The 14,025-nt window shown below is 30.1% G+C and carries 11 protein-coding genes; 10 read left to right on the forward strand and 1 reads right to left on the reverse strand.

The genetic code is table 11. The features are described from left to right. From VJI77_RS06385 to VJI77_RS06420, 8 genes are all read left to right on the forward strand, one after another. Positions 1-135, forward strand: coding sequence for a YvrJ family protein (locus VJI77_RS06385; RefSeq protein WP_323988789.1), 135 nt, complete (start codon positions 1-3; stop codon positions 133-135). Between the two features lie 8 nt (positions 136-143). Then, positions 144-524: a peptidoglycan amidohydrolase family protein gene (locus VJI77_RS06390; RefSeq protein ID WP_323988790.1), complete on the forward strand. Its 381-nt coding sequence runs from the start codon at positions 144-146 to the stop codon at positions 522-524. 66 nt (positions 525-590) lie between these two features. Then, entirely contained in the window at positions 591-932 is a 342-nt protein-coding gene (locus VJI77_RS06395) for a hypothetical protein (protein ID WP_323988791.1), read from the forward strand. Positions 933-1,391: 459 nt separating this feature from the next. Next, positions 1,392-2,909 (forward strand): C69 family dipeptidase, encoded by a 1,518-nt coding sequence (locus VJI77_RS06400; protein WP_323988792.1) that lies wholly within the window; start codon positions 1,392-1,394, stop codon positions 2,907-2,909. 142 nt (positions 2,910-3,051) lie between these two features. Further along, the gene (locus VJI77_RS06405) at positions 3,052-4,599 is read left to right on the forward strand and encodes an ABC-F family ATP-binding cassette domain-containing protein (RefSeq protein ID WP_323988793.1); all 1,548 of its coding nucleotides are present in this window, start codon (positions 3,052-3,054) and stop codon (positions 4,597-4,599) included. A gap of 148 nt (positions 4,600-4,747) precedes the next feature. Continuing rightward, positions 4,748-5,647 carry a class C sortase gene (locus VJI77_RS06410; protein WP_323988794.1) on the forward strand — a complete coding sequence of 300 codons (900 nt, stop codon included), beginning with the start codon at positions 4,748-4,750 and terminating at the stop codon, positions 5,645-5,647. 8 nt (positions 5,648-5,655) lie between these two features. Beyond that, a complete protein-coding gene (locus tag VJI77_RS06415) occupies positions 5,656-6,534 on the forward strand; it encodes a class C sortase (RefSeq protein WP_323988795.1) in 879 nt (292 codons plus the stop codon). A gap of 17 nt (positions 6,535-6,551) precedes the next feature. Then, the gene (locus VJI77_RS06420; protein ID WP_323988796.1) at positions 6,552-7,385 is read left to right on the forward strand and encodes a class C sortase; all 834 of its coding nucleotides are present in this window, start codon (positions 6,552-6,554) and stop codon (positions 7,383-7,385) included. 125 nt (positions 7,386-7,510) lie between these two features. Here the strand turns inward: VJI77_RS06420 and VJI77_RS06425 are convergent, their stop codons facing one another. After that, positions 7,511-10,123: a SpaA isopeptide-forming pilin-related protein gene (locus tag VJI77_RS06425; RefSeq protein ID WP_323988797.1), complete on the reverse strand. Its 2,613-nt coding sequence runs from the start codon at positions 10,121-10,123 to the stop codon at positions 7,511-7,513. 401 nt (positions 10,124-10,524) lie between these two features. Here VJI77_RS06425 and VJI77_RS06430 point away from each other — a divergent pair, with 401 nt between their 5' ends. Both VJI77_RS06430 and VJI77_RS06435 read left to right on the forward strand, forming a co-directional pair. After that, on the forward strand, positions 10,525-12,576 hold the full coding sequence (locus VJI77_RS06430) for a pilin N-terminal domain-containing protein (protein WP_323988798.1): 2,052 nt from the start codon (positions 10,525-10,527) through the stop codon (positions 12,574-12,576). Between the two features lie 69 nt (positions 12,577-12,645). Continuing rightward, on the forward strand, positions 12,646-13,839 hold the full coding sequence (locus VJI77_RS06435) for an MSCRAMM family protein (protein WP_323988799.1): 1,194 nt from the start codon (positions 12,646-12,648) through the stop codon (positions 13,837-13,839). Positions 13,840-14,025: the final 186 nt, after the last annotated feature.

Genomic DNA, 14,025 nt, shown 5'->3' on the forward strand with positions numbered 1-14,025 from the left:
ATGGAAAATATAATTGCAAGTATTTCAAATGTAGGCTTTCCTGTTGTTCTTTCTGTATTTTTATTACTTAGATTTGAAGAGAAGATTGATGAACTTACAAAGGCTATAAATGAATTAGTTGTTAAACTTAAATAGGAGTTTTTATGATAGATATTGAAAAGGCTATAAAGTGGTTTGAAAACAGAAAAGGCAAGGTTTCTTATTCTATGCAAAATAGGAATGGATCTTCTAGTTATGATTGTTCATCTTCCATATATTATGCACTTAGGTCTGCAGGGGCAAAAAGCAATGGTTGGACCATTGATACTAAACACGAACATTCATGGCTTACAGAGAATGGTTTTGAAAAGATAACAGATAATCTTCCTTGGAATGCTAAAAGAGGAGATATTTTTATCTGGGGAAAAAAGGAAAATAATAGCGCGAGTTTTGGACATACTGGAATTTTCATTGATGAAAACAGAATTATTCACTGTAATTATTCTGCAAATGGAATTTCTGTGGATAATCACGATAAACTCTGAGTTTATGCAGGCAGACCACATTATTTTGTATATAGATTAAAAGAATTTCAAAATGAAGGAGAATATATGGAGCTTTTGGATATAAAGAGTAAAATTAAAGGTTTCTATTCAATCGACAGTCTTCCTTGGTTTTGTGAAGATAAGAGTATGATTGGAACGACTCAAAATTATCAAGCAGAAGAAGTAACTTTAACTCGAAAATGGGGAAGTTACTACTATGTAAAGGAATTAAAGGGCTGGGTTGATTACAGAGCTTTTATAAATGAAAAAGCTATAAGAGATGTCGCCAAAGAAGTCATTCAAGGAAACTGGGGCAATGGCGAATTAAGACGTGCAAGGCTTGAAAATGCAGGATACAATTATGAAGAAGTACAAAAGGAAGTCAACAGATTATTAAAAAGCAAATAGTTTTATATTATGAAAAACAATTAATGGAGGAACTGTTAATTGTTTTTTTTGTGATAAATTTTTAAGTTTATTTACCGTTAACGTCTGGCTACTGGACAAAGATATTCTCTTTATACGTCATCTTGAGCGAAGTGTAACGAAGTCGAAAGATCTCATACTATTGCTTGTAAACAAGCAAAAGTAAATGTATCGTAGATACATAATAAATCTTGTTTAGATTTCTTTCGGGAATACTATTGCTTGTAAACAAACAAATAGTCGAGATGACGTGTTAGGTGCATTTATTTGCAAAGCACTATGATGTGAAGCATTTTGTTTTTCATTGTATCCATAATTTAAAATAGGAGAAATGGTTAAGTTTTTTGTGAAACAACAAAAAATATTTTTACTTTTTTGTTAATTTGAGTTATAATATAATTGTAGTTAATAATAATTATTATTTAGAAAGAGAGGTTTGTTATGTGTACTACAATTCTTATAGGTAAAAAAGCAAGTTATGACGGTTCAACTTTGGTTGCCCGTATTGAAGATTCTTCAGCGGGAATGTTTAAATCAAAAAAATTTATCGTTGTTGAGCCTAAGGATCAACCAATTCATTATAAATCTGTTCGTACAGATTGTGAAATTGAATTGCCTAAAAATCCAATGCGTTATACTTGTCTTCCAAATGTAAAAAAATGGCGTGGAGTTTGGGGAGCATGTGGCGTTAATGAAAAAAATGTTTCAATGACTGCAACAGAAACAATTACTACAAATGAAAGAGTTTTGGGAGCAGATCCTTTAGTAGAATTTGAACCTGACATTATAAAAAAAGGTGGAATAGGTGAAGAAGATTTTGTTGTAATTACTCTTCCTTATATAAATAGTGCTAAGGAAGGTGTTGAAAGACTTGGTGCATTAATAGAAAAATATGGAACTTATGAAAGTAACGGAATTGCTTTTCAAGATGTAGATTCTATTTGGTGGTTTGAAACAATTGGAGGTCATCATTGGATAGCAAGAAGAGTTCCTGACGAGGTTTATGTTGTAATGCCAAATCAATTCGGACTTGATCATTTTGATTTTGAAGATGCTTACGGAGCAAAAGAAGAATTTATGTGTTCATCAGATTTAAAAGAATTTGTTGAAGAGAATTTCCTTGACTTATCTCTTGGTAAATTGATTGACGAATTTGATGAAGATTATGATGAGGATTATAAAGAACCTTTCAATCCGAGAGTTGCTTTTGGAAGTCATTCCGATGCGGATCATACTTACAACACACCTCGTGCTTGGGTAATGCTAAGATATTTCAATCCAAATACTTTTGATTGGGATGGCGAAGATGCTGAGTTTAAGCCATATAGTGATGATCTTCCTTGGTGCATGATTCCTGAAAAGAAGATTACAATAGAAGATGTTAAATATATTATGTCTAATCACTATCAAGGAACTCCTTATGACCCATATCTAAAGAATGGAGATTTATCACAAAAGGGTAAATTTAGACCTATAGGGATAAATCGTAATGATGTTTTGGCTCTAGTTCAAATAAGACCTTATATGCCTGAAGAAATTAGAAGTATTGAGTGGTTATCCTTCGGTTCAAATGTATTTAATGCAATTGTTCCATATTATGCAAATATTACTAAAACACCTGAATATTTGGAAAATACAACTCTTACTCCTTCAACAGATAATTTCTATTGGATAAATCGTATTATCGGAGCGCTTTGCGATGCACATTTCCCTTCAACAGCTTCTCATGTTGAAAGATATCAAAATGCAGTTCAATCAAAATGTCGTACATTTTTAAATAAATATGATAAAGAATTTTTGAAGAAAAAATCAAAGATAAAGAATGTTCACGAATTTTTAGAAAAAGCAAATGATGAGATAACAGATTTTGTAAAAGACCAAACAAATGATTTGCTTGACAAAACACTTTTTACAGCAAGTTGTGAAATGAAAAACGGATTTTCAAGATCAGATGCTTAAAAGACTTTAATATTGAACATTGCCGTCAGAAATGACGGCTTTTTTTGTGTTGAGATATATGTCCTTTTAATTAGTTGTTTAAATTTTTACTTAAATCAAAAAATATGGTAAAATATGTAGAGCTATACTAAAAGGAGAAGAAATGAGTATTTTAACTGTAAAAAATTTGAGCCACAGCTTTGGTGGTCGTCAAATACTTAAAGATGTAAATTTTAGACTTTTAAAAGGTGAACATATAGGACTTGTTGGACCAAATGGAGAGGGCAAAAGTACTTTTTTAAATTTGGTTACGGGAAAACTTGAAGCTGAAGAGGGAAGTATCGAATGGGCAAAGAGAGTAAGAATTGGCTATCTTGACCAACATTCTGTAATTGGTGCGGATATGACTGTTCGTGATGTTTTAAAATCAGCCTTTTCATATCTTTTTGAAGTTGAAAGTGAATTAAATGATATTTATATGAAGATGGGTGAATTATCAGGTCAAGAACTTGATGATATAATGCTTGATGCGGCGGAGCTTCAAGAATTGCTTGAAACGAATGATTTTTATATGATTGATTCCAAGATTGATGAAATTGCTCATAATATGGGAATTAAAGAATGGCTTGATAGACCCGCTTTTGACCTTTCGGGTGGACAACGTTCAAAGATTTTACTTGCAAAATTGCTTTTAGAAAAGCCTGATATTTTGCTTCTTGATGAGCCTACTAACTACTTGGACGAAGAGCATATAAATTGGCTTAGAAGATATTTACAAAATTATGAAAACGCCTTTATTTTAATTTCTCATGATATTTCATTTTTAAATTCGGTAATTAATTTGATTTACCATGTTGAAAATTGTGAAGTAAATAGATATGTTGGAGATTATGACGAGTTTTTAAGACTGAAAGAGTTGAAACAAAGACAGATTGAAGCGGCTTATAAAAAACAACAACAGGAAATTCAAGAACTTGAGGACTTTGTTCAACGTAATAAGGCAAGAGTTGCTACTAGAAATATGGCGATGTCAAGACAGAAAAAACTTGATAAAATGGAAAAGATTGAGCTTGTAAGAGAAAAACCAAAGCCTGAATTCTATTTTGAAACAGCTCCTTCTACAAGTAGATTAATTTTTGAAACAGAAGATTTGGTAATAGGTTATGATAAACCGATTAGTAAGCCTTTAAATCTTCGTATGGAAAGAGGAGATAGAATTGCTATCGTAGGAGCGAACGGACTTGGTAAGACAACTCTTGTAAATACAATTCTTGGGAATATTAAAGCTATTTCAGGTTCTGTTTCTTTTGGTCAAAACTTAGCAATAGGATATTTTAAACAAGAAGAGCATTACGAAAATAACAATACACCAATTGATGAGATGTGGGAGAAATTTCCGAGTTGGGAACAATTTAAAATTCGTGCTGCCCTAGCAAAATGTTCTCTTACAACTGTGCATATCGAATCACAGATGAAAGTTTTAAGCGGGGGAGAACAGGCAAAGGTAAGACTTTGTAAGATTTTAAATGAAAAGACAAATATTCTAATGCTCGACGAACCTACAAACCATCTTGATCCAGAGTCAAAGGAAGAATTAAAAAGAGCTTTAAAGGAATATAAGGGTGGAATCTTTTTAATCTCTCACGAAAAAGACTTTTATACAGAAATAGCGACAGAAATTTGGAATATGGAAGATTTTTCACTATTATAAAATACCGTCAACTATGACGGTTTTTTTATGCTTTTATCTCTTGTATTTTTCTGAGAAAAATAATATAATCATAATTAAGCGTTTTTGAATTATTTAATAAATTGTTAATATTTTGATATTAAATGATTAATATTTTTAAGGAGTTTTTATGAGTGATATAGATATAAAAATTTCTAAGAAAAAGTCCAAAAAGAAAAGTAATTGGCCTTTTATTTTAGTTTTTTTACTTGGTTTTGGGATACTTATGTATCCTATAATCACAAGATGGTATTATAGAGTTGAATCAAAAAATATTATTTCAACTTTTGACAGTGAAAAAGAAAAATTGTCAAAAGAAGAAGTTAAAAGAAGAATGGAGTTGGCAAAGGCATATAATAGCACTTTGCATAATGAAGTTACTAAGGACCCTTATTCTGATGAAAAAAAGAAAGAGGGAAAGGCTGAATATGCGAGAATGATTGAAATTCACGAGTATATTGGACATGTTCAAATTCCTGCCATTGCTGTTGATGTGCCAATTTATGCGGGAACTGATGAAGAAGTTCTTCAAAAAGGTGCAGGTCATTTGGAAGGTACATCTCTTCCTATTGGTGGAATTAACACACATACTGTTATAACTGCACATAGTGGACTTCCTACAGCAACTTTATTTACAAATCTTTCAAAACTTCAAATTGGAGATAAATTTTATATTCATAATTTCGCTGAAACTTTGGCTTATCAAATCGATCAAATCAAAGTTGTTGAGCCTTCAACTTTTGATGATTTACTTATTTCCGAAGGAAAAGACTATGCTACTCTTTTAACTTGTACACCCTATATGATTAATACTCATAGATTATTAGTCAGGGGACATAGGGTTGAATATGACAAAGACCTTGTTGATAAGGAGTTGTTAGAAGGTAAAAAGAATATTTGGTATATGTATTTATTCTACTTTATTTTATTTTTACTTGTAATTTTAATTATTTCCACTTTTTATTATGTTAGAAAGAGGAAAAAAATTAGTAAAAAACTAGAAAAAATAGATGTAGATAATATTAAATAGAGGTTTTTATGAAAATTAAAGATAGTAAAGCTAAAGGCAAAAGCTGGAAAAAGACAAAACTTCCTTTTATCTTCGTCTTTTTAATCGGATTTTGCATTATGATGTATCCTTTTGTATCTCAATGGTATTATAGAGTTGATAGTGGAAAGCGTATTGAAAACTTTGAAAAGGAAGCGGGAAAACTCTCTAAAGAAGAAATAGAAGAGAGAATAAAACTTGCTAAGGCATATAATTCAACACTTGATCCTTCCAAACTTTCTGACCCTTATTCTAAAGAAGAAAAAAATAGGGGAGTAGCAGAGTATGCGAGAATGTTACAAGTTGGAGAGTTGATAGGTCATGTTGAAATACCTAAAATTGATGAGAATTTACCGATTTATGCAGGAACTTCAGAAGATATTTTACAAAAAGGAGCAGGGCACTTGGAGGGTTCTTCTCTTCCAGTGGGTGGAGAAGGTACACATTCAGTAATCACTGCTCATAGAGGACTTCCAACAGCTGCACTTTTTACAAAGCTGGATAAATTACAAAAAGGGGATGTGTTTTTCGTTCACAATATTCAAACTGTTTTAGCTTATGAAGTTGATCAGATTTTGGTTGTTGAGCCATCAGATTTTTCTCCAATTTTGGTTGAAAGCGGAAAGGATTATGTAACCCTTTTGACTTGTACACCTTATATGGTTAATTCACATAGACTTTTAGTTAGAGGGCATAGGATTGAATACACTCCACTTGATAAGGCAAAAAATGTTAGCAAGAGAAGAAGTTTTTTCAGAAAATATTTTTATTGGTTACTTATGATTTTTATAATAGCGCTAATTATTTTCTTATATAATTTTAAGAAATATATGGATGTTAGAAAGAGAATTAAAGAGCTTAAATTGTAAAGAATGGGTTAAATTAAATGAAAAGTAAAAAAGTAAGAATTGTTGGATATTTGATTATGATTATAGGAATTTCACTTCCATTATACACTTTTACTAATTTGGTGTTTAATAATTATAGGCAAAAGTCCATGTATGAAGAGTTTAAGTCACTTCAAGAAAAAATGAGTGAAGAAGAAAAAACTCAACTTGAAAATTCAATAAAAGAGTATAATAACAATGTAAAAAGTTCAAGTATAGTAGATCCTTTTAGTAATGAAGAATATAACACTGTTTACGAATTTAAAAAAGGAGATCCTGACGGGATTTTTGCATATATAAGAATTCCTGCCATAGATTTATACAAACCTATAAGACTTGATGCCTCCTATAAACATCTAGATAATGGTGTTGCACATATTGACGGAACAGCTCTCCCAACTGGAGGAAATGGGAATAGAAGTGTAATCGCGGGACATAGAGGTTGGTATAAAGATGTAATGTTTTTAAATATTTCCAAACTGAAAAAAGGTGATAAAGTTTATATTGAAAGAGCTGGAAAAACTTTAACTTATGTAGTTTCAAATACGGAAATTATAAAACCTTATGAGTGGGAAAAATTAGAACCAGAAAAAGATAAGGATATTTTGACATTGCTTACTTGTGACCCTGCAATTCCACCAAGTCCTTATCGAATGCTTGTAAATTGTGAAAGATTAGTAGAAAATACTGGGGAACAAGTTGAAACCAAAGAAGAAACAAATAAAGATGTAAAAAATATGTCTATTTTGGTATATTCTATTACTGGCGGATTGTGGATTGTATTTATCTTTACAGGATATAAATTTATAAGATTTTTAATAAAAAGAAAATAGCAAGAAGAACCCCACCCTTCCACGATGCTTTGCATCGGGTGGGTAGCGGGAACCTTGTTGCTTCGCAATAGAAAAGACCTTGAGTTTTAAAACTTAAGGTCTTTTTTTATAAATTTTTTAATTTATTAAATTGATTTTTTCTTTTGAACTATATAATATGCTCCAGCAGAACATACCATAAATAATACTCCTGTTATGATAAACAAAGCTGTTCCACTTCCACCTGTATGTGGATATACTGTTTTTTCATTTGTAATATTGAGATTTTTAGTTTCTATATCTTCTCCATTTTCTTGGTATAAGACAATATTTTTAACTGTAGAAACTCCGTTTTGAACTTCTTTTTCTAAAATTATTTTTCTTTCTTCATTATCAATTTTTATGTGATATTCAATATTTGATTTTTTATATCCCATAGGAGCATTCTTTTCAGTAAGAATGTAAGTACCACTTTCAAAGTCAAGTGGAATTTCAAACTTAAAGCCATCTGCTGTACTCTTAGTTAAATCGTAAATTTCAGTCTTTCCTGAACTTCCTTTTAACTCTAATTCTAAGTTTCCTTCTTTAATCAACTCGCCTAAAAGATTCACTTTATTTAACATAAAGTACATTGGAGTAAGTTTCTTGTTTTCGATATTATAAAAAGCTTCTTTAGATGAATAGATTGAATTATCGTATTCAATTTCACCTTTTTTATTTACTTTAAAATATCTTACAAAATCCTTAGGAGTTCGGTATCCTTCAGGAGCTTTTAATTCCTTAATTGCATATTCTCCAACTTCAAGTCCGTTAAATTTGAATTTTCCGTCATTACCAGACTTTGAAATAACTTTCTTATTATCTTTAGTTACAACTTCATATTCTCCATTTTGAGACTTTTTATATAATTCAAACTCAACATTTTCAATAGGAATTTTATTATTTCCTTCTTTTTTGTACTTTAAAAATTCAATTTCAATATCTTTTATATTCGTTATCTTAACATCTCCAGATGTTGATTGAATGAAATTTTTATTATTTGAATATTCTATCTTGGTTTCAAAGTCTTTTGATAAAGCTTCTTCCTTAACATAATATTCAAAAGAGTATCCAAGATTGTCAAAAGGTATTAATTTTTCGAATTTTGTTTTCCAATCACTAGCTTTATTTAGAGTTCTTTCAGCAATTACTGTTTCTTTTTTAGAATTTGGAACTCTCGGATTAGTCGACTTCCTTATAAGCTTTATCTTAACATCTTTTCGCATTTCTTCAGGTAATTCATTACCACTCTTATATTTCCAAATCTTTTCTACATTTATTTCTAAATACTCAGCTTTTACAGAAGGAATTGGAAAATCGATAGATTTATTAGGGTTACTATCCTTAGGAACCAATTTTGTTGGGCCATTAACCTGATAGAATTTCCCTATCTTAAAATCTTTATCTTCTGTTCTTAAATTAACCTTATATCTTAAATTAACCCATTGATCCTTTCCTAGATGCAAACCAGTTAAAGTAAGTTGTCTTGTATGTTTACTATAATTAATATCTACAGCTTCTAAAATAGAATCGTTAGATGCAGTAAGTTTAAAGCTTTCAGGATTAGACAAGTTTAAATCTACCATTTGCCCCATAGGATCTGTTACAGTTCCATTAACAACTGTGTTATGAATGTCCTTTTCTATTTTGCTAAGTATAGAGCTTAGTTGATTTACATTAGCAGAATCGTAATAATGATTTGGTGAAGTTGAAATGCTCTTCATCAACTTAACAATATCAGGTTTTTCAAGTGTTCCACTTGGATAATATTTTCCACCATTATATTTCTCTTGTGCAAGTTCAATACCGATTGTATAAGTTGCAATATCTTTAGTAAACTTTTTAGCTTCATAAGATGTTGGAATACCGTGGTTATTCACATAAAGATTACTATTAGTTAATGGATTCCAAACATTATATGCATTATGTTGATATGCAAAATTTTGTCCTAAAAAGTAAGTTAGCCCAGTTCCCTTTATGGTATTAGAAAATTGTGCTCCATCTCTGTCTATCGAAGTCATTTCATAAGAATTAGTGGGCATACCATCAGTCAAATGTACTATTATTTTTTGCTTTGCATTACTTGTACTTAAAATCTGACGAGCTTCTTTAAGTGCCGCTTGTGTAAATGTTCCTCCAAGATATGTTTGACCTCGAGTTGTAGGAATATTACTAGGGACTTTATTTATTATTTCATTTGGATTTGTTGTAAAATGTTTAACACAAAAATCAGATGAATATCCAGGACGCGCAGCATGACCTACATATCTTCCGTCGAATACATCAGTACCATAAGTTACTAAGGCAAGTCTTACTTTTCCTTTTCCATCTTTAAGAACATTCTTAGTAAATTCACTTAGTACTTTATGTGCAATACCAACACGATTATTTCTTTGCATTGAGTTGGAGTTATCCAAAACAATTACAATATCTTTAGTAATATCTTCTTCTTTATATTTTCCTTCAATTTTTAAATCTACATAAAACTCTCCATCCCTTTCACCTTTGCTAACAGTTTTGGACAGCTTAGCATCTTCATAATCTATTGGTTGATTTTTAGCATTTCTAATAAGACCATCTATTTCATCATAATCAGTTGGAAAAGTTCCTTCTTGATTTGTTGTATAGCCTATTTCGGCATTAACAAAAGCTGATGATGTAAATTGAAATAAAAAAACTAAAACTAAAAAGCAACTAATTAAGACTTTTTTCGATTTCATTTCATTACCTTCCCCGAAAATAAATATATGTTAATCGTAAATATAATATGAACAAAAAACAAAATACCATTGTTTTTTACTATTGTGCATAAATATTCACTTCGAAATTTTTTCCTACAAAATTAACCATTATCAGTTTACAACATATTTAAAATAAAATCAATCCCTAAGAGTAAAAAATTATTAAACTTACAAATTTATAAAAATCTTTGGATTTTCTATTGTTTTTTTTCTGAATTAATGATATACTTATCGTGAAATTATAGAATATTTAGCATAGATATTCATAAAATTTAAATTTATAAGAGTATAATTTGCAAAAATTTGACATTAATAAGTCAAATTTTACTTATGTAAGCTCAAAAATTATAAGAATTTATTTATAGGAGGAGAGATTAGTTATGAAAAAAATAACTAAGATGATTGTTTCAAGTGTATTAGCATTTGCAATGGTTATCGGAATGTTTTCATCCATGTTTTCACCTGCAAAAGTAAGCGCTGAAGGAAATGGAACAAAAAAAGTAACTTTGCATAAATTACTTTTAAAGACAAAAGATGAATTGGATAAATGGGATAGTGAAAAAGTTAAAAAAGGTGGTTACAATGGAACTCAAGACCTTAACCAACTAAACCAAATTTTATCAAAAATAGGTGATGGACATCCTGATTCTGTAAAAGAAATTCCTGGTGTTTATTTTGCATGGCAAAAGAAAAATGATGCTGGTGAATGGAAATACATCAAAAGTGATGGATCAGAAGCTAGTGGATTAGATGATGCTAATATTTTAGGTGGTCTTACAACAGCTAATGGGAAAGACTTTGATGTTACAAAGCTTCCTGCCGGTGAATACCAAATAGTTGAAATTAGAGAAAAATCAACTTATGTTGGAGAAAAAGGAGAAACATTAACTTCTCAAAAAGCTGTACCTGTTCTTATAACTTTACCTTTGGTTAAAGAAGACGGAGTTATCGAAAATGCTCATGTTTATCCAAAGAATGTTCAAGAAAAGCCTCAAGTTGATAAGAATCTTGAAGGACAAACAAATTATAGTAATGCAGAACAACCAAAGGGTAATGTAAATAAGATGATTGGTGATGAAGTTCCATACGAAGTAAAAACTAAGCTTCCTAAAGATGCTAAATATAAGACATTAAGATGGGAAGATACTATGACTAAAGGACTTACTTACAAAAAAGGTTTAGAACTTACTGTTAAAGTATTAGACCCTGCTGAAGATGTAACATTAACTTCTGGAACTGATTATGAATTAAAAGAAAATGGCAGCGGATTTGTTTTAAATTTTAAAGAAGATGGACTTAAGAAAATTGAAGATGCTGCTAAAAAAGGCGAAGTAGAATTTATTTTAAAATATAAAGCTATTTTAAATGGGGAAGCTGTAGTTGATACTCCAGATAAGAACCAAGTTAAATTTGATTATGATAATAAAGTAAGAGAATTTAAAGATCCAAGAGAAAACGAAGTAACTCCAAAGGATAATTCTATAGAAGTTACAAAGAGTTGGGCTGAAGGAAATGCTCCTGCTGGTGTTACTGTAACATATTACTTATATGAAAAAAGTGCAACTGCTGGAGATGATAAGGTTGTAGATAGTGTTACTAAAAAGGACAATTTTAATCATAAATTTACAGGTTTAGATGCAAGTAAAACATATTATGTAAAAGAAATTGTTGCAGGATATACTCCTGAATATAAAACTGAAGCAGGAAAGGTTACTGTTAAGAATACAAAAACTCCTGATAGTCCTGTACCTGTAATTCCAACTTCTCCAGAAGTAGTAACTTATGGAAAGAAATTTGTTAAAACTGGCGAAAATGGAACTGATAGATTAGCTGGTGCTGAATTTGTTGTTGAAAATGCAAATGGTAAATTCTTAGGATTAAAAGACTCTGCTACAGTTAAAGCTGACAGAGATGCCTATGCAGAAGCTCAAAAAAAATATGACGAAGCAATAAAAGCTTATAATGATTTAGAAACAAATAAGCAACAAGGTCAAGAAGGAAAAGAAGCTAAAGAAAAAATTGAAAAAGCTAAAGAAGTTCGTGATAAAGCATTCTTAAAAGTAAGAACTGACTATGAATGGACTACTGAAGCTAAGGCAGTTAAATTTACTTCTAACAAAGATGGCCAATTTGAAGTTGCAGGTCTTTTAGCAGGAAACTACAAATTAAAAGAAGTTAGAGCTCCTGAAGGTTATGCATTATTAAGTGGAAAAATTGATTTTGAAGTGAATGCAAATTCTTATTCAAGTGCTGGAGATATTAATTATTCTCAAGATCAAGCTGGTAAGACAGATGCAACAAAAGTTATAAATAAAAAAGTTACTATTCCTCAAACAGGTGGAGTAGGTACAGTTATCTTCACTGTTATTGGTATTACTCTTATGGGAGTTGCTGTTTATGCAATGAAGAGAAGAAATGCTGAAGAAAAATAATCTATAAAAATTAAATAATTATATCAGGAGTTTTCTCCTGATATAATTTTAGTTGAAGGAGAAGAAGCATTGAAAAAATTTACGAAAAATTTAATATCTATTGTAATGGCTTTTGTATTGCTTCTGAATATAGGCTTTATTAGCAAAACAGTATTTGCATCTGAAACTATAGATATTTTCTTGATTTCTCAAAAGGGAAAAGAAGAGAAAAAACCTATAAGAGATACTAAGTTAAAAGTTTGGAAGCTTAAAGACAGTTATGCTAATAAAGAAAAAAGTGAAATTATCGAAGAACTAAAAGATTTAAAAGATGAAGATATAAGTAAAGAAAATGGTAATTTTACAGAAACATCTAAAAGTGATGTAGATGGAAGGATTACTTTAAGTCTTGAAAAAGGAACTTATTATGTAAGAGAAGTTTCGGATAATTCAAGAGATTATGAAATATCACCTTTTGTTTTTAAAGTTCCCGATGATGGAAATACAATTTATTCTAAAACAATTATAAAAATACCTGATATTTTAGGAAAAGTAAGACTTTTAAAAATATCAGAAGAAAATAAGCCTCTTGAAAATGTAGGCTTTAAATTATATATGAGAACTGCTAATGGAGATGTTGAAGTACCACTAACAGAAAACTCATACGACAAAGAGGGTTCAACAAGAACACTCTATACGGACAAGGATGGACAGATTTTTATTGATAAATTACCTTTAGGAGAATATTTCTTTAGAGAAATTGAACCACTTTCAGGTTATGTAATAGACAAGAGAGATACTTCATTTAAAATCGTTGATGAAAATGAGATTTCTCTTAAAGTAATAAACAAAAAAGCAGAAACAGGAGACAAATTATTTGTTAAAGTTTCAAGTGGTAAAAATCCGAATTTCCTTGAAGATGCTCATTTTAAAGTAATGATAAAAGATGGAAATAAATTTATTCCTTTTAAAAGAGATGGTAAAGATTATGTACTTGTTTCTGGTAAAAACGGAGGGTTCAAAGTTGAAAATCTTCCTTTTGGAACATACTACTTAGTAGAGACAAAAGCTCCAAAAGGTTATAGTTTGCTTTCAGAAAGTATTGAATTTAAAATAGATGCAAATTCAAAGACTAATGAGGCAACAATTATAAAAAATAAACCGTTTAGAAGAGGACTTCCAAAAACTGGAGATATTCTATTTTTAATTATGACTGTTGGTGGTATAGTAATTTTTATTACTGGATATTTTATTAACAGAAAAGGAAAGAGTAAACAAAATTAATCAATTTTAATATTAATAAGATTGTCAGAGCATTGCAAGATATTGTATATGACGATGATTTAGAGATATTTTAAATAGAAAATTACTAAAGAGCTGAGTAGTAAAACTACTAGCTCTTTTTTGTTATTGAGAATTGCACAAAAAGGAGGATTTATGTTATAATATTAATTGCTATTATCATAATTA

It is taken from the genome of Parvimonas sp. D2 (assembly GCF_035282635.1).
Taxonomy (GTDB): domain Bacteria; phylum Bacillota; class Clostridia; order Tissierellales; family Peptoniphilaceae; genus Parvimonas.